We start from the raw sequence: 24,796 nt of genomic DNA, 5'->3' as shown, positions 1-24,796 counted from the left end.
TAAATAGGCGATTAGTTGGCCAAAACTCTGGGTTAGTGTTTATTTGATTTAAAAATAAGTAGGTGTAAATAGTGCTATTCTAGATTTTCTCTTTTAGCCATAGATAGGTAAGTAGAAATAATAAGAGAAATGCGGGCAGCCATAAAGGCAGGGGCTCCTGTCTTTCCAAAGAGGTTTGCATTTGAGCAGAGAATCTCTTTTGCATCCTCAGAGCTAATATTTTCTGGTTCTTGGCTAGTTGATTAAGCTTCCAAGCATTTTTTGGATATACATACAGAAACCTTGTGCCTTCTGGTGACTGGACATGGTACCAGCCTGTTTTCTGCGGCCAATTTTGGCCAAGCTGTAAATCTGGAACAAGCGTAGAAGTCTGTGTGTAAAAAGCACTGGAAGAAGAAAGAGAATCTTGGAGGCTTCGTAACTTCAAAGAAGCAGAAGAGAATGAAAAAGTAATGGGGTGATGTACCTGAGACGTTAACCATTCAGAGGTAACATGGAAGGTGTTTTCCTCCTCTGGTTTAGCTAAGGACGTCAGCACGGTGGCCCAGTACTGTTGGTAGAGCGTTTCTTTTCCTTCCAGCGCCAGCGGAAACGTCTCGGGCAGCAGGCTGATGCCTACCTGGCCCAAGCCTTTGCGGGAACGCACGACCACCGCCTGCGAAGGATTCTGTTCCCAAGCCAGCGGCTGTTGTCCTTCTTTGGGTTGCAGCACGGTGTTGCTCAACGGCAGCACGGCTTGGGCACCAGTTTGCTTTTGCCACCGCACGACACCGCTTCGGGCTGGTTTTTCAGAAATAAGCCGGAAAACGCCTTCGGTGAAAAAGGCAGTTGGTTTGGGTGATTTCTGGGAAACAGAGGTAAGTACTCCCAAGCCTTGCTGGCGTACGGCCTGTTGCAGCGCCTGTTTCTCTTGGACGCCTAATTGTTGCAGGGTCCCGTCATCCAGCAGCACCACATCAAATTTCTGGAGTAGGGCGGGCGTGAGAAGGTTCAGGTTTTGCGCCGGCAAGTTCACCCATTCTGTGCTGTATATGCCTTGGCTCACCTGATTCCGGACGGCTACGCTGTGCCCCCGCTGTGCCAGGGCGTTCTTCAGGAATTTGCCTTCAAAAGACGGGGCCGAAGAAAGCAAAAGTATGTTCAGCTGCCTCGGGGCCCTCACAATTACGGGTAGGTTTTCTTGGTGAAGAGAGTCATCAGTGTCTTTCCACTGCAGCGCGTACACAAACCGCCCGGCAGTTTTGGGCGTGAACCGAAGAAAGAAAGTTTGGTCAACCCCTTTTCTGATTTCTGCTGAATCTAGTGACTTGCCTGCCGCCTGCAAATACAAAGTCAGTTTTTCCTCTGATAAGCCGTGAAATCTGCCCTGTATGGACACTGCATCGCCCAAGGTAATTTCCTGGGGCCAGAAGGCAGTCAGGACCCCAGCCGGTAAGTCAGATAGATGGCTTTTCAGCCGCAGGGAGTCCAGCGTAGCCAACTCTTCGGCAGAAAGGCCATAGCCAAGGATATGCAGGGTTTTTATCGAGGGATGCTGCCGCTGGAAAGAAGCCAAATCGGTTACTTGCCCGGCTTTCTCACCTGGCACGCCAAAAGCATACACCTGTGGCTTAGGGCGCAGGCGTTTCAAGAGGGCGTTTAGGGTATCTGCATGATAGCCTTCTGTCAGGAGAATTGCTTCTGAGGCATTGTAGGTGCGGGTTATTTTAGGCGGCGTGAGAAACAAAACCAGGCAGGCCACCACCCCCCAGCTAGCCAGCAGTCGCCAGATAAGGTGCCGACGGTCTGGGCGGCGCACGTCCAACCAGGTGAACCAGGCACCTAGTAGAGCCGTTAGTAGCAAAAGAAGAGGCAATGGAAGATGCATGGTTAGTTCAGCCGGTTAAAGTAATCCTGGGCAAGTTTCCTAGGCACGCCCGAGGAAATCGGTTTTTGCGCCGATTTTGCGGAAACAGGCAGAAAACGATGCAGTGCGGCTTCCACGCGGCTAAGGCAGTCCTGGCAAAGTGGTTTGCCGGCCCTGATGTCCTGGGTAAGTTGCCGCGCATCCTGCAGCGCCCTGAGGTATTGGCCGGGCTCGCGCACAGCGGCCTGCCCCAGTTCCTGACCGGCCCGCTCCAGCAAAGCAGCATCAGTAGAAGCCGGCTTCGTGCCTTGTCTGAGTTGGGCCACACGCTGCAACGCCTTCCTAGAAGCCAGCAAAGTTTCCGCGGGTTTTTCTTTACGCTGTGCTTGGTAGGCCTGTACTTTGCTCAAATCTCCGGTGAGGCGTTTTTCGGGTTCTTTGAGCGGAGGCGGCTCAAACCCACTTTTCTTCACGTACACCCGTGATTTTTGCTGTACTTCCTTGAGCATGCGCAGGGCTTTGTACTCAAAAGGCAGCGCTTCTTTGGGACGGGCGGTCCGAAGCCTCAGTTCTGCTTCCCACATCTGGGCCAAAGCACCTTTCAACTGGGATTTGATGGCAGGCTCAAAAAACGTGGCGGCTTCCTCCTGGTCGTGTTTGTGCAGGTACGGATCCAGCAGTTCGCCCATTTTGTTCTCGTGTTCGCTACCCTCTTTTTGGGTGCCGTGGTCATGGCCGTCATCGGCGGTGTGGCCCTCACCTAATCCTTCAGGCAAAGCGGCCGCCCCAATGTTCGATTCAAACTCCTCGCCCAGGAACTTGCCGTAGCGCAGGCGCAGCAGTTTCTGGTCTACCCCAATGTTGTTGGATCGCTCCTGGAACACGGTTTGAGTTAGGCCTCTCTGCTCCTGAATCAGTTTCTCGGTATCGATGATGATCTGGCGCTGGCTCCGGAAGTACTCGGGGTTAGGGTTCACGCCTAAGGAAAGGTCATCCATGGTTTCTACCACCGTGGTATCTTCAATCTCCACCAGAAACGCCTCAGTGCGGGTGTAGCCGCGGTGATTGTCCCGGGCTTGCAGGTAAAAGTACAGCTCATCGCCGTAGGTCATGCCCAGGGCTTTCAGGTTCAACGTCTGGTTCAGTTGCAGTTGCCGCGGCTGGCCGTTGAACGAAAGCTTCAAAGGAATGCGCTGCTCCCGGAACTTCACCGCCTCGCCCTCACCTTTTGCCACCGTGGCGATTAGCTCCGCCGACTGTAGCCCGTAATCATCCCGTAAGGTAGCCTGTACCGTCACGCGCTGCGGTTCCCCGAAAAGGATCTCGGTGTACTGCTTCGGTTTTTGGATAGTCACCGAAGGCGCCTCATCTGGGATGACTTCGATGGAATAGAAATCTGAGGCCTGACCGTTCAGGCGCAAATGGTACAGCGTGGATTGGGTAACGGTAAAAGCGGCCGTATATGTGTTTCGCTGGCTAGCAACGGCGCGGAGTGGAATAGGCTTCTGATTGCTCAGCACCAGCTGCAAAAAAGATAGGGCTTGGTTTGTCTGCACGGTCCAGGTCACCTTCGACCCGATTTCCACTTTGAAGGAGGGAGTAGTGACGGCGTAAGGAGCCTTGCGCGTGTAAGCCGGTGCCGAAACGCGGATGTTCATCTGCTCAATGGCTGGCAGAATGGCTTTGGGTTTGGCTACGGGTTCATTCACGTCAGTGGAAGTACCTGAGGATGGATGAATGGTTTTTCCGCTTGTTTTGGTGAAATCGGGTAAAAAACAAAGCCCAACAGCTATAAGCAAACCCAGGCCCAGCAGTATCCATCCGTTCCGGAAGGGTACGTTTGAGGCCTCTTTTGGTGAAATCTGGTCTAAAATAGTGGCTATCCTATGGCGCTGTAATTTCGCCAAGAGCGGAAGTTCTTCCTCGGGTTGCAGGAGCAACTCTGTGCTTTCTTCTAAGGGTGGGTACTTGCGGTTCAGGTGGCGGGCCACTTTGGGCAGGTCTGTTCTCTTCTGAAATTCCCGCCACCGCATGGCTTGTAACCCAAGGATCAGGAAGGCCAGAATAGCCGCGGCAGTTCCCCCACCCACTCCACCCCAGTCACGATACGCCCACACCGCCACCGGCAAAAGAACCCCCAAAGCTTGCAGCGCAAACAACCACGCCTTCTTCTGAAGGTATTGCGCCCGCACCTGCCTTAGGACTGGTGAGGATGAGGTGATATGGGAGGTGAGCTGGGCCAAAGGATATTGAGTATACTTAAATTTAAAAGATATCAGGCACTAATCCTTGCCTTTCTCCCCGCCAGCCACCGTTCCAGCGCCAGCAGCAAAGCCAGGAAAGCCACTAGCCACGGTTTGAGATCCTCCAGCTTTTCGGTTTTAAGCTTGTTTTCGGCAAAAGTGCCGGAAAACGTGCAGGGACGTTCCAGGTCTTGCTGCAGGGTACGGGTATCAAAATGGGTGCGCCAGGAAGTTTCCTGGGGAAAGAGCAGACGAAGGAGCAATTCGGGAAAGTGTCCAGTATTGGGCAAGTCATTCCAAGTAGGGTGAAAGCGGCTGTAGAACCGGAAGTGCGTGTGTTGGCCCTTTTGCTCTTTGGTGAGCAGCGGGTTCCCGAAGCCGTCTTTCCAGAGGATGTCGGCAGATAGGTTTTTAGGCGCGGGAGTTCTTTGATGCAGCGGCACCGGTACCGATAGCTCTGGGATTTGTAGCCAGCTTTCTGTTTTCTGAACGCGGGCTGAGCCAGGGGCGTCTTGCAGCGTTTTCAGCTTCTTTTCGGGGAAACGGGCCAAAAAGGGAGCTATGGGTTCATCGGTGAGCCAGAAAACCCAATCAGGCGCGGCCGAGGGCAAAGGTTGATTTCCGGAAGAAACCGTTAGGTCATACGCCCCGCCCCGGTAGCCAAGTGCCGATTGAAGGGCTGCCCTAAGGTACCGGAAATCGGATTGCCGGGAGGGGGCGTGGCGCACCAGTACTTGCAGCGGCTGACTTTTCACCGCAATGGTGTTCCGGGCCCCGCCCAGCAACGCCAGCGAATCTGAGGTGGCATGAGATGTGAACTTCACGGCAGGTAAACCGGGCAGCGAAATAGTTTGTCCGGGCACGGGTTTGGGAATCTTTCGTTCTTCAAGGGTTACGTGCTGAGCATCGCTTTTCATGAAACGGAGAAGCAGTTGCCCCGAGGGAATGGCATAGGCTTCCTGCAGCCAGATATTGGTTTGGGGGGCACTTACCGGAATCCAGGTGATGCCGGCGCGCATTGCGGGGTATTCGCCTCGGTGGTGACGGAGCAGATCGGTGGTGAAGATCCAGGCTTGAGCGTTTTGGGGAAGGCTTCGGTTGAGCACCCGCAGCATAGCCCAGGCGTTTGTGGTATCCGGAGGAAGGCTATCGGTCTGAAAGGTTTTCAGGGTAGTTTCCTCGTTCAGGGCCAGTTTTGGGAAACCGGGTTGTAAACGGTGAATCTGCCAGCCTTTGAGGGCCAGGGAATCTACGGTGGCGGAGATCTGCGGCAGGTAATGGGCCTGGAAAAGCTCAGGATGCAGGTAGGCGTGTTTCTCAGCGACGGTGGGTACCTGGTGTTTCCAGCGCGGCCCTGCCAAAACCAAGGCCAACAGCACCAAAAGCACGCACCTGAGCAACAACAGCCAGAAATCTGAAAGGTACAGGCTGCTGAGCTTTTTGCTCTCAGAAGGCTTCAGCCACCTGATGCTGCCCACCTGTACGGTTCTGGCGGGCTTTTTATTCCATAAATGAATGGCAATGGGCACTGCTACACTGGCGGCGGCCCACAACCACGTCGGGTTCAGAAACTGGAACAAAACAGGGGCGGCAAATTCAGATCGTCAGACATAAAACGCGGGACAGAACTGGTCTGCCTCGTCCAAGATATAGACTGAAGAGGGAATATCCTATTTTATCCCAAGGGCGAAAGTCGATAAAGAAAAGTCAGGGCTGGGCCGGAAAGATGGAAGGTAGTTGGGTTTTGAGGTGCCGGTCATACAGCATGATAGATCCCGCCGAGGCTACGTTCATAGAGCTTGCGCCGGGCAACTGCACCAGGTAATGGCACCTCGCCCGAACCACATTGGGCAACCCATGGTCTTCTGAACCCAGCAGGTAAATGCAGCGCTCGGGGTGTTGGAACTGCTCTACGGGTACTGCAGTGTCATCCAATTCAATGCCCACCAGTTGACAGCTGTAAGGCAGGTGTTGGTAGAAATCATCGAAATCAGCGTAGTTGAAAAGCGGGATGTCTTTCCAGGCCTTGTTGGTGTCTGATGATTGTTTCTTATAACGGCGCCCGATTGTAAACAGGAAACTGGCCCCCAGGATAGACGCCGACCGCCACAGCGTACCCACATTGGCCTCGGTTTTGGGTTCCATGATGCCTATCCCGAAGTAGCCTTCAAAGGGTGCCTTGTTTCGTGCCATGCTGGGGTGGCCCGGTAAAAGTATAGGGTTCCGGACCCGGGGCAAAGATAGAAGGATCGCCTTCTCTTTTGGGGCCATTTTTCCAAAACAAGGCCGAAAAGATATTTTTCAAAGGCCTTTCCGGGCCAGTAAGAAACTGACCACATCTGGAAAAGGTGTCCAGAACTGGACAGTTTTAGTTGAGGGATTGTTGTGTAAAACACTGTGAATCAGTAATATATCATTTGGCATGTGGATTGGATACCAGAAGGTGTCAAACCTGTGTCAATCATGGATAGAGAAATACCCCAAGCCCTCGTACAAAAAACCAAGCGCCGCCGCCTGTGGCAGGTGGGTGCCGCGGTGGTGGCGGTGCTGTTAGGAGTGCTGGCGTTCCGGTCAGTGCTTCAAACCAGAGTAGCTAAATCTGAACTTCGTTTCGCTACGGTAGAAGTTGGTGCCGTGGAGGCTTCCTTGACTGCCTCGGGGGTGGTGGTGCCTGAGATTGAGGAGGTTATCGCCAGTCCTATCCAGGCCAAGATTGAGCGGGTGTTGCATACCCCCGGCGATCACGTAGCCGCCGGCGAGCCGCTCCTGCTCCTGGACAAACAGACTTCCCAGACAGCCTTTGAAAAGCTCCGCGATGAGCAGCAACTCAAGCAAAACAAGACCGCCGAGTTAGAGAACACCCTGCAGAAAAACGTAAACCAGCTCCGCTCCCGCTATGCCGTGCAGGAAGTTCGCGTGAAAAGCCTTCAGGCGGCTCTCGCCGATGAACAATACCTGCTCTCCATTGGCGGCGGCACCCAGGAAAACGTGAAGAAAGCCGAGCTTGACCTCAAAGTAGCTTCTCTGGAACTTACTCAACTGCAACGCCAGATCCAGGATGAACAAGCCTCGGCCCGCATCGGCATGAAAGGCGTGGGCTACGAACTGGAAATGCAGCGCCGCGACATAGGGCAACTGCAACGCCAATTGGAACAAGCCGATGTCAAAGCCGTGCGCAAAGGCGTAGTGACCTGGGTGAACGAAGAAGTGGGCGCCAATGTGAGCGCCGGAGAACCTCTGGCCCGCGTAGCCGACTTAAGCAGCTTCAAAATCAAAGCCACCATTTCTGACAACTACGCTGAACAGCTGAAGGTGGGCGGTCCGGTCACGGTAAGAATCAACGAAACCGATCTGCGGGGCGAGGTGGCCAACGTGCAGCCCAAGGTAGAGAACGGCATCATTACCTTCTATGTGCGGCTGCAGGAGAAAAATCACCAAACGCTGCGCTCTAACCTGCGGGTAGAGGTCTTTGTCCTAACTGATTTCCGGCCCAATGTGCTGCGGGTGAAAAACGGTCCTTTCTACACCGGATCTCCCCAGCAGGAAGTGTTTGTGGTGCAGGGCGACAAAGCCATCCGCCGAACCTTGAGAACCGGCGCCAGCAACCTGGACTTCGTGGAACTTCAGGGCGATATAGCCGCCGGCGAGCAGATCATCCTCTCCAGCACTAAGGAGTACGTGAACCTGAAGGAACTTCAACTCTCAGACTACTAAGGCCCGCCTGTCATGAAAAACACTCTATTATATATAGTGCTGGTGAGTTTCTTCGCCCTGCCGTTGGCGCAGGCGCAGCAAAGCAGCCAAACCACAGATATGGGTCGGCGGCTCACCTTGCAGGAGACCATAGACCTGGCGCTTTCTTCTTCCATCGCGAGCAAGCAGGCGACCACCAACAAGACCAGCAACTATTGGCAGTACCGCACCTTCAAAGCAGATTATCGGCCGCATTTGTCGCTCACCGGAACGCTGCCAGATTTCTCCCGGAGCATCGTGCCCGTGATTCAGCCCGACGGTACCACCGATTTCAAGGCCGTTTCCATCAGTAATTCAGAAGTGGGTTTGGCGGTACGGCAGGCGGTAGGATTTACCGGAGGCGAGATCTTCATTTCTTCCCAGAGCCAGCGCTTTGATGACTTCAACCAGAGCATTCGCCGCTACAACTCTTTTCCGGCGGTCATTGGGTTCAAACAGCCAATTTTTGGGTTCAATGCACTGGCCTGGGCCAAGAAAGTAGAACCCCTGCGGTTCCGGGAATCGGAGCAACAGTACCTGGAAGACCGCGAGACGGTGGCCACTACCGCCACCCAGCGCTTTTTTGAGGTTCTGCTTCAGCAGGTGAATTTCGAAATCGCCTCCAAAAACGTGGAAAACAACAAAGCCCTGTTTAAGATAGCTGAAGAAAAGCACCGCTTGGGTAAGCTGTCCAGAAACGAACTGTTGCAACTGCAGCTCAGCCTCATGAACGCCCAATTGGCCCAGGCCCAGGCCGCCACCGAGCTAAAGACCATGGCCATGCAGTTTGCCGCTTACGTGGGGATTCCCCAGGGCGAGAAAATAGCCGTGCAAGCCCCTGCCGAGGTTCCAGCTCTGAACGTGCCCGAACAGGCTGCCCTAGATCAGGCCCGCCTGAACCGCAAAGAACGCTATCAATACGAACGCAAGGTGTTGCAAGCCCAACAGCAGGTAGCCGAAGCCCGTGGCAAAGGTGGTTTTAACGCCGATCTGTACGCCACCTTCGGGCTAACCAAAAGCGCCAACAAGTTCGCTGAAAGCTACGCCAGCCCCGAGAACCAGCAGCAGGTGATTTTAGGTTTCAATATGCCCATTGTGGATTGGGGACGGCAGAAAGCCCGCGTGAAAACCGCCGAGGCGAACCTGCAACTCACCCAATATACCGTGGAGCAGGAGAAGACCGCCTTTGAACAGAGCGTGTACACGCAAGTCAACCAGATTGAGCTCCTGAAAGAACGCCTCCGCATCACCGCCGCCGCAGACTCCATTGGCCAGGAACGCTATGACATCACCAAAGCCACGTTCCTGGTGGGCCGCATCAGCATCACGGATCTGAACATCGCGCTCCAGGAAAAAGACCAGGCCCGTCGCGCCTACATTGTGGCGCTGCAGGATTTCTGGGTAGCCTATTACCGTCTTCGGGCCCTCACTTTGTATGACTTTGAACGCGGAGTACCTTTAGAAGCAGAAAAATAGCCTGGTGCCGCTTCTAGTCTGTTTTCCGGAAAACAGGCGCTAAACAGAAAAGACAGACCATTGCTTACAGAAATAACACATCAGCACATTAAAATATTAACTCATTATAACTATGATACAGTTAATCGACATCGAAAAAGTCTACCGCACCAAGACCATTGAAACGGTAGCCCTCAATCGCGTGAACCTGCAGGTGGAGCGCGGCGAATTCGTCTCCATCATGGGGCCATCTGGTTGCGGGAAATCCACGCTTCTCAACATCATGGGCCTGCTGGATGAGCCTACCGGCGGGTACGTGGCCATTGACGGCCAGCCGGTGAAAACGCATTCAGACAGCAAGCTGGCCAGGCTGCGCAACGAGAAAATCGGGTTCGTGTTCCAGAGCTATCATTTGATCCATGACCTGAGTGTGGTGGACAATGTGGAGCTGCCGTTGCTGTACCGCAATGTATCGGCGAGTGAGCGGCGCAAGCGGGCATTGGAGGCGCTGGAGAAGGTAGGTCTGAGCGCCCGTACGAAGCACTTCCCTAACCAGTTATCGGGTGGGCAGCGCCAGCGGGTGGCTATTGCCAGGGCTTTGGCCGGGAACCCGGAGATTATCTTGGCGGATGAGCCTACCGGAAACCTAGACAGCATGATGGGTGAGGAGATCATGGACATTCTGCTACGGCTGAACCAGGAAGAAGGCACCACCATTGTGATGGTAACCCACGATGAGAACATGGCTCTCAAAACTAACCGCCTCATCAGGTTCTTTGACGGGCAGCAAGTGGCAGATTCCATGGTAATAGAAGCCCAGATTTAACCGTACGGCCATGTTAAAGAATTATATAAAAACTGCCTGGGCGGTGTTGCAACGCCGCAAATTCTTCACCTTCATCAGCCTCTTCGGGATCAGTTTCACCTTGATGGTGTTGATGGTGGTGACTTCCCTCTTTGACCACGCCTTCGGGCCGCAGATGCCGGAGCGGGAATCTGACCGGTTGCTTTTTGTGAATAACATGCGCGAGCAGTTCAAAGAAGGTTATACCAACAGCAGTCCGCCTAGTTATTATTTCCTGAACCGCTTCGTGCGGCCGCTGAAAACCCCGGAGAACGTCTCCATCAACTCCATCTTTATGCCGGTGAACAGCTACGTGAACAACAAAAAGCTGACGCTGGATCAGAAACACACCGATGCCGCCTTCTGGGACATCCTGGATTTCAATTTCGTGGAAGGCCGGCCGTTCAGTGCGCAGGAAGTGGACAATGCCACCCGCGTGGCGGTCATCAACCAAAACACCCGCAAAAACTACTTCGGGGATAAAGAGGCAATAGGCCAGATCATTGAGGTAGACCAGGTGAAATACAAAGTGGTGGGCGTGGTGGAAGATGTGCCGGTGCTGCGCCTGCATTCCTACGCCGATGTCTGGGTGCCAATCACGCTCAAAAGCCAGGATTTCAAACGCACCGGTCTCAAAGGAACCTACTTCGCTACCATCAAGGCCAAAAAAGCAGGAGACGTACCCAAAATCAAGGAAGAGTTCGCTTCCATGATGCTGCAGGTGAACAAGGACAGCAAGCCGGAGGGAGTGCAGGAAGTATTTTCTTTCGCCGATGACATCTTCGGGACCTTTGCCCGCAGCCTCATGGGAGGCGGAAAAACCGATAAATCAGCTATGCTGTACGCCATTCTTGCTTTCGCGGCTTTCCTGTTCATGCTGCTGCCTACCATCAATTTGGTGAACATCAACATCAGCCGCATCATGGAACGGTCTTCGGAGATTGGCGTGCGCAAAGCGTTTGGGGCTTCATCTAAGACCATCATCGGGCAGTTCATTGTGGAGAACATCTTCTTGACGCTGTTGGGCGGTATGCTGGGGTTCCTGATCTCGGCGGGGGTGCTGGAGATGATCAATGACAGCGGCATTCTGGCTTATGTGAATTTGGGCTTGAACCTGCGGGTGTTTGCCTGGGGATTGCTGCTCTGCCTTATTTTCGGGTTGGTTTCCGGGGTTTATCCCGCTTTTAAAATGTCACGCTTAAACGCCGTTGAGGCACTGAAAGGAGGTTCCAAATGATACGCCATCTGTTTAAATTGATCTGGAATCAGAAGAAGAGTAATTTCCTTCTGATCACCGAAATCTTCTTCTCCTTCCTGGTGCTCTTTGCGGTGCTCAGTTTCATCATCTACAACTACCACAACTATACCCAGCCGCTGGGCTTCAAATACGACAAGGTGTGGCAACTATGGCTGAACCCAAACACAGACTCCGCGGCGCATAACATTGCCGTTCAGCAGCAGTTGATTCAGCGGGTGCGCAGCTTCCCCGAGGTGGAGCACGCTTCCCTGGCTAATTCCAATACGCCTTTTGCCTTCAGCCAGATGAACAATGTCTTGTCTTACAAAAGCAAAAAGGATGTAGAGACCGAGATATTTGACGTGCAGGACGAGTATAAAGATGTACTGGACATGGAGGTGAGCCGGGGCCGCTGGTTCGGGCCGCAGGACAATGGCAGTCTGCACGACCCCATCGTGATCAACAAAAAGCTGCAGGAAGAATTGTTCGGCGAGGAAGACCCCATCGGTAAACTTATTCCCATTAACGACTCTACCCGGTATGCAGTGATTGGCGTGGTAGACCATTACCGGTCTTACAGTGAGTTTGACCCGGAGAAAGCGGCGTATTTCCACCGCATCAACCTGGAGAAAGACAAGAATTCCATCTGGAACGGCCTCCTGATCAAAGTGAAACCCGGCGCAGGCGTTGCCTTTGAAGAGAAGATGGTGCGTGAGCTGTCACGCATCGCCAAAGACTGGACCATTGAGGTGACCACCCAGGAGAAAATGCGCCAGAGCAAAGCCAAGGTGACTACGGTGCCCATGATCGCCATGAGCCTGGTGTGCGGCTTCCTGATCATCAACGTGGCCCTGGGCTTGTTTGGGGTGCTATGGTACAACATCAACCGCCGTTATTCTGAAATCGGGTTGCGCCGGGCCATCGGGGCCTCTTCCAAACAGATCAGGAACCAGTTTGTGGGCGAAGTGCTGGTGATTGCCACCTTCGGGTTGTTGCTGGGCTTGTTGCTGGCGGCGCAGTTCCCGCTCCTGAACGTGTTCCAGTTGTCTTCCTTCATCTACTGGCAAAGCATTGGCGTGGCCGCCCTCCTGATCTTTTTGCTGGCCATTGTCTGCGCCATTTACCCCAGCCGGCAGGCTTCCAAGATTTTCCCGGCCGTGGCGCTGCATGAAGAATAGAGAGAATTGAGTTGGCAATTGCGGTTGCGTTTAGGGCCTGTTTTAAAGAAAGCAGGCTCTAAACGCAACCGCATTCCAGGACACCGAAACTGTCACACCTTATGGAGAAATCAGCACGCAAAAATCAGCCATCAAGTGCGGCTTCTTTTTCAAAACAGCCTAAAAACGTTACCTTCACTTACCCGTTTCCAGAACCCATGATCCTGATAGTTGATGACGATGTAGCCGTACGGGCCTCTTTAAGTTTGTTGCTGAAACAAGCTGGTTTTGCCACGGCCCAAGCCGATGGTCCGGAGGAGGCGCTGCACGCGGTGGCCCGCCAGGTACCGCAGTTGGTGCTCATGGACATGAACTTCTCCATGGAAACCACCGGCGAAGACGGCTTGCAGTTACTGGGCCAAATAAAGCAGCGGTGCCCGGCGGTTCCGGTGATCCTCATCACTGGTTGGGGTTCCATTAACCTGGCTGTGGAAGGTCTCAAAGGCGGCGCCGCCGATTTCATCACCAAGCCCTGGAACAACGAGCACCTGCTGCAATCGGTGAAGACGGCCCTTGAACTGGCTAAGCCTTCTGTAGAGACTTCCTCTGAAAAACTGACCCGCAAGCAACTGGATGACCAATACGACTTCTCCATGATTGTGGGCGAAGACCCGGGCCTGCTGCAGGTGTTGCGCAACATTGGGCAGATCAGCGCCACCGATGCCTCGGTGCTAATTGAAGGCGACAGCGGCACAGGCAAAGAACTTATTGCCGAGGCCATTCACAAGAACAGTCACCGCAAGAAAGCGCCGTTTGTGAAAGTGAACCTGGGCGGTATCTCGGGGAGTTTGTTTGAGAGTGAGATGTTCGGGCACCGGCGCGGCGCCTTCACCGATGCCAAAGCCGACCGTGTGGGCCGTTTTGAGATGGCCAACAAAGGCACCATTTTCCTGGACGAGATTGGCGAATTGGATATGGGCAGCCAAGTGAAACTGCTGCGCGTGCTCCAGGACCGCACCTATGAAGTCCTCGGCGACAGCCGCTCCAAGAACCTGGACATACGCGTGATCTGCGCCACTAACCGCAACCTGCAGGAAATGGTGGCTGAAGGCAAGTTCCGCGAGGATCTGTATTACCGCATCAACCTGATTACCGTGAAATTACCAGCCTTGCGCGAGCGTCCGCAGGACATCCCGCTGTTGGTGCAACATTTTGTGAATAACCTCAAGAACACGTACCACAAACAGGCGCTTCAGGTGAGCAACAAGGCCCTGAAATGGCTGCGCGAACAGCCGCTGCCGGGCAACATCCGGGAGTTGAAGAATTTGGTGGAGCGTACGGTACTGGTTTCCGGCAAAAGCCTGCTGGACGTGGAGGATTTTCAGAACCAACTGCAGGGCGCCTCTCGCAAACTGGACGAAAAGCTGCTGCCCTCGGTAGGTGCCATGACCCTGGACGAGCTGGAAGCCAATATGATCAAGAAATCCATGGCCTATTACAGCAACAACGTGAGCAAAGTGGCTAAAGCGCTGGGCGTGAGCCGGGGTTCTCTGTACCGCCGTCTGGAGAAGTTCAACATTCCGTATGACGCTGCGGAGTAAATTCATTGTCACCACCGTTTTGCTGTACGCCGCCATGGGCGTATTGGCCTGGCAACTGCTTACCTACAACAAGTGGCTTTTTGTGGCCTCTGAGGTCTTGATTCTGGTGAGCCTGATCTTTACGGCCAACCTGTACACCTCGTTCGTGCGGCCGCTCAACCTCATCGCCGCCGGCGTGGAGTCTATCCGCGACCGCGATTTCTCCATCAAATTCATGGAAACGGGCCAGAAAGAGGTAGATCAGCTTATAAGTGTGTACAACCAGATGATGGACGAGTTGCGGCAGGAACGAGTGGTGCAGACCGAGAAACATTTCCTGCTGGAACGCCTCATTGAAGCCTCGCCCTCCGGCATCATTCTCCTGGACACGCATGACCGCGTGGCCGGACTTAATCCTGCGGCCGCCCTGCTGCTCCAGACCTCGGGGAAAGACGTGGTAGGCAAACCGCTGGATGAACTTCCCAGCCACTGGGGCAACTCGCTGGGCAAACTACCAAGAAACGAGCAGCGCGTGATCCGGCCCAACGGCATCCAGACCTACCGATGCCGCAAAATCAGGTTCCTGGACCGGGGCTACCACCGCTATTTTATTCTGGTGGAGGAACTCACCCAGGAACTGCTGGAGAAAGAGCGGAATGCCTACGAGAAGCTCATCAGGATGATGTCGCACGAGATCAACAACTCCATTGGCGCGGTCAACTCCATCCTCCACTCCTTCTCGTATTTCGCGCCGCAACTGAACGAAGACACCCGCCCCGACTTTGACGACGCGCTGCAGGTTTGCATCACGCGCAACCAGAACCTGGCGGGTTTTATGGCTAATTTCGCGAATGTGGTCCGGATCCCGCCGCCTGTGAAACACTCCACCGATCTGCATCAACTGCTGCAAAGCATTCACCGGCTCATGCTGCCCTCCTTTGAGCGGAAAAACGTGCGCTGGCAATGGTGCTTGGCCCAGGACATGGTTCCCATTGAGATGGATGTGCAGCAGATGGAACAGGTCCTGATCAACGTGGTGAAAAATGCACTGGAAGCCTGTGAACCCGAGGGTTGGGTCAAAGTACAGACCACTGCCTCGCCGCCGCAACTCTGCATTCAGGACAACGGCAAGCCGATTTCTCCCGAGGTGCAGGAAAAACTCTTCTCTCCTTTCTTCAGCACCAAAACCAACGGCCAGGGCATCGGGCTCACCATGGTGCGCGAGATCCTGTTGCACCACCATTTCCCGTTCTCGCTCCAATCTGACTCAGACGGAATCACCACGTTCCAGATCACCTTTGCGGAAGCGTTGCCTGTGGCTTCGGTCCGGAGTTGAGACGAAATCTGCTTGCCTGTTTTTAGCCTGTTTTTTGGGAAGCAGCCCGAAAGCGTCCGTTCAAAAGACCCCGTAGCGTCCGGCGGACTTGCGAGTGTCTGTGCCATTGCCGCTGCTTCTGAATCCTGAAACTGATTCATCTGGAAATCCTGCTTCTGGCAGAGTGAACAACTGATACATCGCTTGCTCAACTCCCAAAAAATAAAAGGCCTCACAGGTTTTCAAAACCTGTGAGGCCTCTATGGGCTTCCGTTTTAGGGGTATCTTCTGAAAACTGACCTAAAACAGAAGGCTGTACATTCTGCTTAGCAGGAACCAAATTTACAGTTTCGCGATTTTTTCAACGTATCCGCTTTGCTCGAAGAAGGCGCGGGCGTCTTTCATCTCTAGAATGTCTTTGACGGCTTGTTTCTTATCGGTGGCTTTGTTGTAGTAGGCCTCGCAGATCTTATAGCCCATGTAGTAGCCTAAATCAGCGGGGCGATCTGGACGTTCTTGGCTTCCGTTGGCTATCCAGTTGTAGGCGCGGTTGAGGTACATCTCTTTCTGGAACTCGGCCCAAATCTGCTTTTCCCGTGGGTTCGCAAAGTCATGGATGCGTTTGTTGGTGTTCACACCCGAGATAAGTTCGCCAATGAAATCGGCCATGCCTTCGGCCAGGGCGTTGGAAAGGAGCGTGGTGTCAGTGCTTCTGTCGGTTTGGATGAAGTGGATGAGCTCATGGGCGATGAGGGGCGGCACGTTTTTCACGTAGTCATAGTTGTTGCGCTCCCAAAGGTTCATCTCATGCATGGGAATGTCTTCTGAGCGGGAATACTGGTCGATGCCAATCAAGAGGCCGTTTTCTGAGGCAGTGCCCGCCGAATTGTAGCGCCCGATCACAAAGTACACGTTGGGGAACGTGGCCGCTGGGTACAGGTCCTTCATCTTCTGAAAGCTTTTGTAGATATCGGCTTTCATGTTGTCTATTTGCAGCGTGTTTTTGCGAATAGCCTTGAAAAACGCGGGTTTGTTGTTCAGGTTGTTCAGGAACTGCTCCATGGAGAGAATCTTGTTCGCATAGTAATCCTGGAGCCCCACAGAGGCCTTCCCGAAGTACTCTTTCTCAAAGATTTCCTGCTGCCGCGCCGGGTCTTTGGCGGCCAGGTCATAGGCGCGCCAGAAATTATGGACATCGGAGGTGACCAGCTGGGCTTTGGTGGGATCAGCTAACTGCGCGTTTAGTTTCTCCAGTTTCTGCACCAACTGTAAGTAAGACTTTTCTTTGCGGAGAAGGTCTAAATCGGTATCGCTTTTCAGGTGCTTCACGTTTTTGTAGCCCGCATCAACGGCTTGCTGCAAGGCTTTGAGAGCCGGAGCTTTCTGGCCCAAAAGGGCGTAGCAGCAGGCAATGTTGTAGTAGGCGGAGCGTACGTGCGGGCCTTTGGGCGTAGCGGCAATGGCTTTCTGGTACAGGTTGATGGCTTCCTGGTAGTTTTTCTTGCCGTACTCCTCCGTGCCTTTCTTGTTTAGGTCTTCGTGGGCCGGCGGGGTGAAGTAAGAGAATACCAGTTGCGCCGTGTCTTTGCCGTTTGTGAGCCTGAACTTTTCCCGGGGGTTGTTCTGGTACCGTACGGCCAGGCTGTCTTTACCCGTGAGTACCCACATGGTATTGGGCCGGTTTTTGGGGCTGATGCGGACCAGCTTTTCCTTCCCAGCCTCGCTCACCCTGAAGGTATAGTTGAGTTTAGTCTCTTTCATGACCAGTGTAACACTGTCTTGAGGGGCGTATAGCAGAGGAGCGGTGTTTTGGGCCCGTAGGCCGCAGGGCGCCAGAAGGCCAATGGCCAGGCAGCTTTTCTGGAAAAGGGTTTTGAGAGACATCTTGCGTTGGTCTTGGGTATAACAAGTGAGGTTTGTCTGGAGATGCAAGGCGTAGGGGGATGGTTGCCTGGTAAACCTATCCTATGTTAAGAAATTCAGATTGAAAGTGCAAGCCTCTATTAGAAGAGTTGCCCCTGGACAAACTGCTGTACCTTTTGGGGCCGGGGCAGTTGGAAGCCGGTGCGTTTCTCCAGTTGCTCCATAAGGTACACCAGCGCCGGAGGGGCATCCAGCACCTCTTTCTGATGCATGAAGAAATATACTGTTTGCAGCCCCTGTTCCAGCCATTGGTGCAGCCGGTCGGCCCAGGCTTCCAGGCGGGTGTAGTCTGAAGAAACCAGCCCGTGGCCGTTGAACCGGATCATGGCGGTTGGGCTGGTGAGGCGCATGTGCAGCACATCCCTTCGGCCGGCTACATCGGTAAGGACGGTGGTAATCTGCCGCTCCTCCAGGGTCTGAAAAGCCTGTTCGGTTATTTTCGATTCTTTAAACCAGTTCTCGTGCCTGAGTTCCACCGCCAGCGGCACTTCTTTGGGGAAATGCACCAAGAACTGCTCCAGCACCGGCCATTCATCCGGCCCGAAAAACGGAGGCAACTGCAGAAAAGCCATTCCTAAACTTGGACCTAAGCCAAGAATAGCTTCGCAGAAAAGCCGGGTGGGCTCTCCCACATTCTGTAGCAACTGGTTATGGCTGATAATCTGCGGCAATTTAGGGCAGAAGACAAACCCTGGTGGCACCGCTTGGCGCCAACGGTGAATGGCGCTCGCGTCTGGGATGCGGTAATGGGTGGTATTCATCTCCAGCGTGTTGAACTGGCGGGCATACCAATACAGCAATTGGGAATCTTGGGCTCCGGCCGGGTAATAGGTTCCTACCCAGGGTTTGTTAGACCAGGTGGGGCAGCCAAGGTACAGATTGGGGCGGGTAGGTCGGGCTGTCCGGGCCAACACCTGCGGGGTAGCCGCATGGTCTGGAGGGAGGCGAAAATCTACGTTTCGTATGTCTGGTAAGCGGCCGAAATCCATGAGTCCTTAATATCAAGTTTTATCTATATTTATGCTAATTTGGTTTGTATTTACCCTGATTTTTGGGGTTGCCGCTAAAAATTTAAGAAAAAAAATAAACAAACTTCTGACTTTCTATTTTTCGAAGGATTTTGCCCGTGAGCAGGCGTGTCATTATAATCCTATTCAAGCAGGAAAAATGGAGTGTATAGCCTCTACACGCAGAAAATGAGTTTTCAGAAATAGTAAAATCTGGCATACCACAGTTTATGAATTTTGTTATATAGTTAAAATATTATTTTGGATATTTAATTAAAAACATATAAACTTAGTAAGTTTAAGAAGGTTGCGAAGTACGCAATTGACCTCCGGAGACTTGTTAGGAAAAAAATTAGCCCTAATTTTGTCGTCTCGAAATTGATGTTCCACCAACAAAACCTAAAATGGGGATACAGAAAATTTACTATGCGCTTACCGTTCTTTTCATCTTTTGCATCAGTTTTGCACCTTCTGCCTCAGGGCAGGAAATAGGCGATAAGCAAAACGGATTAGCCTCCTGGTATGGAGCCAAATACCACGGCCGACCAACCAGCAGCGGTGAGGTTTACAACCGCCACAAACTTACGGCCGCTCACAATGAACTTCCTTTAGGCAGTAAAGTCAAAGTCACCAACGTGGCCACTGGCGAAAGCGTTGTGGTACGAATCAATGACCGAGGCCCTTTCAGAGGCGCCCGCATCATTGACCTTTCGGAGGCCGCCGCCCGCAAGATCAACTACCGTCAGGACGGCCTGGCAGAGGTTATCGTGGAAGTGATTGATCTGCCAGAATCTTTCCTGGCCAGCAGAGCCAAGTCCATCAAGCCAGAACCAGAGGCAGTCTTAGCTTCTGCGTCGGTTACCCCAGATGACGCAGCCAAAACTTCAGTTACCGGTACAAAGCCAGTGATTGCTGAGGAGTCAAGCTTAGCCGTTGGGCCAGTGATCCCTTCAACTTCGGTTTCTGCCGTTTCAATCTCAGACCCTGTTGTTCCCACTCTAAGCAAGTCACAGGTGTTTGTGATACAGGCCGGCTCCTACGGGAACCTGAACTACGCCGAGGCCCAGGTAGAGAAGATGCGCCGGATGTACCAGAAGATGCCTATTGCCTTGGTAGAGGAAACTGTGAACGGGCAAAAGGTGCACCGAATCTTGGCAGGCCGCTTTGTGTCAAAAGCCACAGCTGAACAGGCCCGTAGGGATTTGGTTAAGAAAGGAATCCAGGGATTGGTAAAGTCCATGCCGGAGCCTACTACTTTGGCTAGTACTCCTGCCGCGGCTACATCTGCTTCTACCCTCTAACGACTTCATTGTTTCGCGTACGCTTACCGCCAGGCCTGTGGCAACGGGTCTGGTTTCCGGGTTTTTGCCATGGTTTCAGAAAAACAGGTTGAAAACAGGAAGTGCTAATTTTGAATTTTATTTTCCGTGATTTGTTCTTCTCCAAAGGTGCCACCCGCAACGAGATTCCACGTAAGGGGTGCTGTATACCATTTAAGGGGCTAAGAACGTTATCATCAAAATTCAGAAGGTAGAAGTCTGCTATGGGTGACATGAGAATTTGGGCAAAGATGCTGCTATGCAGCCTGGGGATTGTCTGGGGAGTACACCAGCAGACGCAGGCCCAGATCATTGCCAAGGAGAAAAAGAAGATCTTCTTTTGGAAGAAAGACAAGGTCTCTCTGGTGGCCAATCCGATTGACTCGGCTATCCTGAACGACTCACTGGCGAAGCCTTCTCTGGCCACCGCCAAAGCTGACAGTCTGGACGACACCAAAGTCAAGAAAGACAAGAAGAAGGATTCCAAAAAGAAGAAGACCTACTTCGGGTACCGGGTGAAGAGAGGGTTCGCCCGGCAGGGGAAAGGCAAAAACGAGATTGTGGAGACCTTCTACTACCTGCGCGAGTTCAAAGAGCCCAACCCTTACGTGCGCGACAAGCACTACTTTGATGTGAAGAAGCGCAAGATCTTCAGGTCGCCTACATTGGACCCCTCTAAAACCCAGATGCTGATTCTGCATGGTCCTTACACCAAAAAGCGGGGCGATGTGCTCATAGAGCAGGGCTACTTCTTCGTGGGAACCAAGCACCTGCGCTGGGAGACGTTCAAAACAGACAGTACGCTAACCCAGCGGCAGCATTATGAAAAGGGCTTCCTGCGCGATGCCGTTATCACGTACTATGATGCCGCCAAAACCAAAATCAAGGAGGTAATCCCCTATCAGTTCGGGCAGGTGCAGGGCGAGTACTACAAGTACTATGAAAACGGGCAGCTAGAATGGCAAGGAACCTACGACAAAGGCCGAAAGGTGGGCACCTGGATCAACTTCTACGATTTCAGGGGCCGCCGCCAGTTTGAGTTCCAGTACGCCGAGTCAGCTTTCGACAAACCTGTTGAGCCGGTTCTGGTGAAACAGTATGACCGGCATGGCTCCCTGGTGTTCGAGAAAAAAGATCAATAGCATAGAATAGCAACTCTATATATAAGATGTAAGAACCCGTTTGGGGCCGGTTTTCAGAAAACTAGCCCCAAACGGGTTTTTGCTTTCAGCGGCAGATGGTTTTGTTGGGAACTCCTAGTGAAAGGCGTCTTCTATGTGCAGGATCTCGGGTTGGCCCTGCCGCCAGAGAACAGAGATCACATCGAACCGTACGTCGTGGGGCCATTGCTGTTTCTCTATATAATAGGCTGCGGCTGAGTGCAACATTTCCTCTTTCCTTTGGGAGACCGCTTCCTCTGGATAGCCATACTGGTGGGAGCTCCTGGTCTTTACCTCTACCAGCACCAAAGTCTTCTCTTTTATCGCAATCAGGTCTACTTCGGCACGTTTATAGCGGTAATTTCTTTCCTTGACCAGGTAGCCATGGGCGATTAAATACGCTTCGGCGGCTTGTTCTCCCAACTTGCCTAAAGTAGTATTATGCGCCATTTTTGGTAGGTGCTGGTTTAATGAGTAATTTGCACAGTTTTCCAGGTGCAACGCCTTCTATACGTGCAGAGTAGGATTCTGTATAGGACAAGACGGAGGCTGTGCGGCAAGGCAAAGTATTATTATTGATAGCGAACAGAAGGCCCGCAAAACCAATGGAGCAGAACAAAGACATCGTTTTTGAGAAAATGGGCCTGGTAGATTACCAGCAGGCCTGGGACTATCAGGAGCAGCTTCTGAAAGGAATTGTGGATATAAAGACGCAGAACAGGGGTTTGCCCGAGGGCGAGAAACTGGCTACCACCAATTATCTGCTGTTTTGCCAGCATCCGCATGTGTATACCTTGGGGAAAAGCGGCCATGAGGCGCACTTGCTTTTAGACGAGCAAGGATTGGTTGAAAAACAGGCTTCATTTTACAAGATAAACCGGGGCGGCGATATTACGTACCATGGGCCCGGGCAATTGGTGGCCTATCCTATTCTGGATCTGGAGAATTTCTTTACCGACATTCACCAGTACCTGCGCCTGTTAGAGGAAGCAGTTATTCAGACGTTGGCCGAGTATGGTATCAAAGCCGGAAGAATCGCTGGACTGACCGGTGTCTGGCTTGATTATGAAGAGCAACGGAACCCCAGAAAAATCTGTGCCATGGGGGTGAAATGCAGCCGTTGGGTGACCATGCACGGCTTGGCTCTCAATGTGAACACAGACCTGTCGTATTTCGGGAACATTGTGCCCTGCGGCATCTCAGACAAAGCCGTGACGTCGCTGGAGAAAGAAGTAGGGCAGGCAGTGCCTGTAGAGGAAGTGGAAGAAAAGCTGTTGCGGCAGCTGGAAAGATTATTTGAAGCCAGAATGCTGGCGCATCAGTATGAAGAAAGACATTGAATTTCATCAGGTAGAGGGTGTGGCGGTAGCTATTGCCCGGGAGTTGAATGATTTTGGGCAGGAAGAATGGAATGTGTATTTCATCAACCAGAACGACTTCTATCTGGAGAATGTGCTCATCTCCTCTAAAGGTTACGGGGAGCACGAGGGGCAGGAAGTGAAGACTTCGGTGCTTCGGCACATGTTTGACCAAATGGGCCCTAAAACGGCATTGCAGGTAGAGCCTATTGATCCGGCCCTGTTCCATATCACTAATGAGTTCTGGGTGAGTTATTACGTAGGGCGCAACATGCATGACAAACGGTTCGTCTTTGTGCCGGGCAGCATCACCGAAGAAAATCTTACATCTATTCCTCTCCTGGAGAAAGAAGGGGTTCTCCATTCCTGACTTAATCCGCAGGAAATCACTGCTGGGGCGTTGCGCTTGAAGATTCCTCAGAACGAAGTCTTTACCTTACTTATGGCATGAAATTTTTTACCTACCTTCTTTCTTTTAGCTGGTCTTTCTTTATCACGTTGTTCGCCATCCCTTCCATTGTGTATGTGGCGCACTTAAAGAACATTCTGGATCAACCCAACAAGCGCACGGTGCACGTTTCCCTTACCCCGCGCTTAGGAGGATTAGGGGTATTTGCGGGTTTCATGTCTGCCCTAACCATCTTCGGGGACTTGTCTAATGGAGTGCAGCAGGTGCTTGCCGGATGTATCATCCTCTTCTTCGGGGGCTTGAAAGACGATCTGGTTTCTATCTCAGCCTTCAAGAAGTTCTTCATGCAGGTACTGGCCACCGGGGTGGTTATGTTCATCGCTGATATCAGGATAACGAGCTTTCAGGGCATTTTCAATATCCATGAGTTACCCGATGGCCTGAGTTATGGTTTTACCTTCTTTACCATTGTGGGCATCACCAACGCCATTAACCTCATTGATGGCTTAGATGGCTTGGCCGGAACCATTGTGACCATTGTGGTTTCTACCTTTGGGTTCTTCTTCTGGTACGCGCATATTGAGTCATATTCTAACTATGCAGGAGTAGCGGTTTGCCTCATCGGGGGGTTGCTGGGCTTTCTGCGGTATAACTTCTACAAGGCAAGGATTTTCATGGGTGATACAGGTTCCCTGCTCTGCGGTTTCGTGGTTTCAGTGATGGCTATCCAGTTCATTGAGATGCGGGCGGTTCCTTCCTCGCCAATGGTGGCCTTTGGTATTCTCTTTGTGCCCTTGTTTGATACCATCAGGGTTTCCTTGATTCGGGTATTGAAAGGGGTGTCTCCCTTTGCCCCCGATAAAAACCACATTCACCACCGCGTGCTAGCCATGGGCTTCAGCCAGGTGGCTACAGTGCTGATCCTGGCGCTTTTGAACATCCTGGTGATTCTATTTGTCTTCAACTTCTCGCATTGGGGGAACCTTGTTCTGTTGCTTTGCATGATTGGTTTCTCTTTGGTTCTAAGTTTGGTGCTGGGGCAATACTCTACAAAAACTGCATCCAGCAGTACCTAATCTATGCGTTTCTGGGGGGCTTTCATTGGGCTTTGGTTTTGGTGCGGGATTGCCCTTGGGCAACCGGAGAACCTGAAACCTTTACTGTCTTCTGACTGGCTCATTTACCAGGCGCCGCAGAACAAACTGGTCCCTTATCTGCCCGAGTTCCACGATGAACATCAGGCCTTATACCAATGGGTGAGCGTAGACAAGTTCACGAATCTCCGCATTGAGTTTGCCGCCCGCCAAGAGCTTTGCCTCTTTCTGGATAACCGTCTGGTGTTTGTAGCAGATTCTACAGCCCGCTACACGGTAGATTTATCGCCCTACCTGAAGCCGGGCAGGAAGTACCTGCTCACAGTATGGCACCCTGACCAACAGCCTGATTACCCTTCTTTCAAGGTTCCGCAGGAGCAACTTCCTTCTTTGAGTTCCCGGCCTTCGGCTGTTTACCGGCCTCTTCCTAAGCAGCCCGATACCCACCGCAGTGCCCTGATTTTTTTCATGGTAGTGGTAGGTTTGATATACGGAGCCCTCCGGATGACCTTCTATACAGACTTCGTGAGTATCTTCAGGTGGAGCAGTTTTACCAAGCTTTCTACCTTAGAAGAAGGGTTGCTGGCCAAGCCGGTGGGTAATTGGTCCAGTATTCTGTTTGTGCTGGCTTTTGCGCTCTCCTTTGCCTTACTCATAGTGGCTATCCACACCAACCTGGAAGATCTGGCCTTATTGAACCAGTTATTCACCGCCACGCAGGCCGATCTTATCTCCAAAATCCTCCTCTATGCGCTTATGATCTTCCTGTTTGTGCTGTTTAAGTACCTGTTCCTCCGGCTGATGGGGTTTATCTTCGGGGTGGGAGAAATGGTGCTTTCGCAGTACCGGGAATTCCTGCGCACTCTGCTGGGAATGGGGTTGTTCCTGCCCTTTGTTTTGCTTCTGTATTTAGGGTTCTGGTCTTCTACTCCCCAACTGGTCTACTGGATTGCCAATGTGAGTATTACGGCCCTCCTAGTCTTTACCGTAATCAGGACTTTCTATACGGTTAGTAAAAAATATTCCCTCAAAAATCTACATTTATTTTCCTACCTTTGCGCCACAGAAGTGATTCCACTGATGATTTTGCTCAAATTAATTGTGTTTGTGTAGAGTC

20 protein-coding genes are annotated in these 24,796 nt (G+C 52.5%); 13 read left to right on the top strand and 7 right to left on the bottom strand.

Features of this window, described 5'->3' with window-relative positions; all coding sequences use genetic code 11:
* Positions 1–79: 79 nt before the first annotated feature.
* From EFB08_RS18570 to EFB08_RS18555, 4 genes are all read right to left on the bottom strand, one after another.
* Entirely contained in the window at positions 80–1,867 is a 1,788-nt protein-coding gene (locus EFB08_RS18570) for a hypothetical protein (RefSeq protein WP_123128459.1), read from the bottom strand.
* A 2-nt stretch (positions 1,868–1,869) separates the two neighbouring features.
* A complete protein-coding gene (locus EFB08_RS18565; RefSeq protein WP_165864960.1) occupies positions 1,870–4,089 on the bottom strand; it encodes a DUF4175 family protein in 2,220 nt (739 codons plus the stop codon).
* Positions 4,090–4,121: 32 nt separating this feature from the next.
* Positions 4,122–5,669: a BatA domain-containing protein gene (locus tag EFB08_RS18560; RefSeq protein ID WP_123128457.1), complete on the bottom strand. Its 1,548-nt coding sequence runs from the start codon at positions 5,667–5,669 to the stop codon at positions 4,122–4,124.
* A 127-nt stretch (positions 5,670–5,796) separates the two neighbouring features.
* Entirely contained in the window at positions 5,797–6,282 is a 486-nt protein-coding gene (locus tag EFB08_RS18555; protein WP_123128660.1) for an RNA methyltransferase, read from the bottom strand.
* Between the two features lie 270 nt (positions 6,283–6,552).
* Here EFB08_RS18555 and EFB08_RS18550 point away from each other — a divergent pair, with 270 nt between their 5' ends.
* From EFB08_RS18550 to EFB08_RS18520, 7 genes are all read left to right on the top strand, one after another.
* Positions 6,553–7,803 (top strand): efflux RND transporter periplasmic adaptor subunit, encoded by a 1,251-nt coding sequence (locus tag EFB08_RS18550; protein WP_123128456.1) that lies wholly within the window; start codon positions 6,553–6,555, stop codon positions 7,801–7,803.
* 12 nt (positions 7,804–7,815) lie between these two features.
* The gene (locus EFB08_RS18545; protein WP_227006408.1) at positions 7,816–9,297 is read left to right on the top strand and encodes a TolC family protein; all 1,482 of its coding nucleotides are present in this window, start codon (positions 7,816–7,818) and stop codon (positions 9,295–9,297) included.
* A gap of 112 nt (positions 9,298–9,409) precedes the next feature.
* Complete coding sequence (locus tag EFB08_RS18540) at positions 9,410–10,102, top strand: ABC transporter ATP-binding protein (protein ID WP_123128455.1); 693 nt, start codon at positions 9,410–9,412, stop codon at positions 10,100–10,102.
* A 10-nt stretch (positions 10,103–10,112) separates the two neighbouring features.
* Positions 10,113–11,357, top strand: coding sequence for an ABC transporter permease (locus EFB08_RS18535; protein ID WP_123128454.1), 1,245 nt, complete (start codon positions 10,113–10,115; stop codon positions 11,355–11,357).
* Positions 11,354–12,535, top strand: coding sequence for an ABC transporter permease (locus tag EFB08_RS18530; protein WP_123128453.1), 1,182 nt, complete (start codon positions 11,354–11,356; stop codon positions 12,533–12,535). The genes EFB08_RS18535 and EFB08_RS18530 overlap by 4 nt, the downstream gene beginning before the upstream one ends.
* A gap of 197 nt (positions 12,536–12,732) precedes the next feature.
* Positions 12,733–14,115 (top strand): sigma-54-dependent transcriptional regulator, encoded by a 1,383-nt coding sequence (locus EFB08_RS18525; protein ID WP_123128658.1) that lies wholly within the window; start codon positions 12,733–12,735, stop codon positions 14,113–14,115.
* Positions 14,099–15,430, top strand: a complete 1,332-nt coding sequence (locus EFB08_RS18520) for a sensor histidine kinase (RefSeq protein WP_123128452.1) — start codon at positions 14,099–14,101, stop codon at positions 15,428–15,430. The genes EFB08_RS18525 and EFB08_RS18520 overlap by 17 nt, the downstream gene beginning before the upstream one ends.
* Before the next feature lie 321 nt (positions 15,431–15,751).
* Here the strand turns inward: EFB08_RS18520 and EFB08_RS18515 are convergent, their stop codons facing one another.
* Together EFB08_RS18515 and EFB08_RS18510 are read right to left on the bottom strand one after the other, a co-directional pair.
* On the bottom strand, positions 15,752–17,293 hold the full coding sequence (locus EFB08_RS18515) for a gliding motility protein GldB-related protein (protein ID WP_123128451.1): 1,542 nt from the start codon (positions 17,291–17,293) through the stop codon (positions 15,752–15,754).
* Between the two features lie 119 nt (positions 17,294–17,412).
* Positions 17,413–18,321, bottom strand: coding sequence for a DUF72 domain-containing protein (locus tag EFB08_RS18510; RefSeq protein ID WP_123128450.1), 909 nt, complete (start codon positions 18,319–18,321; stop codon positions 17,413–17,415).
* Positions 18,322–18,743: 422 nt separating this feature from the next.
* Between EFB08_RS18510 and EFB08_RS18505 the strand changes: the two genes are divergently transcribed.
* Both EFB08_RS18505 and EFB08_RS18500 read left to right on the top strand, forming a co-directional pair.
* Complete coding sequence (locus EFB08_RS18505) at positions 18,744–19,640, top strand: septal ring lytic transglycosylase RlpA family protein (protein ID WP_123128449.1); 897 nt, start codon at positions 18,744–18,746, stop codon at positions 19,638–19,640.
* Between the two features lie 242 nt (positions 19,641–19,882).
* Positions 19,883–20,800: a toxin-antitoxin system YwqK family antitoxin gene (locus tag EFB08_RS18500; RefSeq protein WP_123128448.1), complete on the top strand. Its 918-nt coding sequence runs from the start codon at positions 19,883–19,885 to the stop codon at positions 20,798–20,800.
* A 114-nt stretch (positions 20,801–20,914) separates the two neighbouring features.
* On the opposite strand, the gene EFB08_RS18495 is transcribed toward EFB08_RS18500, so the two are convergent.
* Complete coding sequence (locus tag EFB08_RS18495) at positions 20,915–21,268, bottom strand: YraN family protein (RefSeq protein ID WP_123128447.1); 354 nt, start codon at positions 21,266–21,268, stop codon at positions 20,915–20,917.
* Positions 21,269–21,423: 155 nt separating this feature from the next.
* Here EFB08_RS18495 and lipB point away from each other — a divergent pair, with 155 nt between their 5' ends.
* From lipB to EFB08_RS18475, 4 genes are all read left to right on the top strand, one after another.
* Positions 21,424–22,158 (top strand): lipoyl(octanoyl) transferase LipB, encoded by a 735-nt coding sequence (gene lipB / locus EFB08_RS18490; RefSeq protein WP_123128446.1) that lies wholly within the window; start codon positions 21,424–21,426, stop codon positions 22,156–22,158.
* Complete coding sequence (locus EFB08_RS18485; RefSeq protein ID WP_123128445.1) at positions 22,142–22,546, top strand: hypothetical protein; 405 nt, start codon at positions 22,142–22,144, stop codon at positions 22,544–22,546. The genes lipB and EFB08_RS18485 overlap by 17 nt, the downstream gene beginning before the upstream one ends.
* 77 nt (positions 22,547–22,623) lie before the next feature.
* Positions 22,624–23,661 carry an MraY family glycosyltransferase gene (locus EFB08_RS18480; RefSeq protein WP_227006407.1) on the top strand — a complete coding sequence of 346 codons (1,038 nt, stop codon included), beginning with the start codon at positions 22,624–22,626 and terminating at the stop codon, positions 23,659–23,661.
* A gap of 3 nt (positions 23,662–23,664) precedes the next feature.
* A complete protein-coding gene (locus EFB08_RS18475) occupies positions 23,665–24,792 on the top strand; it encodes a DUF4271 domain-containing protein (RefSeq protein WP_123128444.1) in 1,128 nt (375 codons plus the stop codon).
* Positions 24,793–24,796: the final 4 nt, after the last annotated feature.

It is taken from the genome of Rufibacter latericius (assembly GCF_003721515.1).
GTDB classification, from domain to species: domain Bacteria; phylum Bacteroidota; class Bacteroidia; order Cytophagales; family Hymenobacteraceae; genus Nibribacter; species Nibribacter latericius.
Note: the sequence above shows the minus strand (reverse complement) of the source record. Positions and strands in the feature narration are given on the sequence as shown.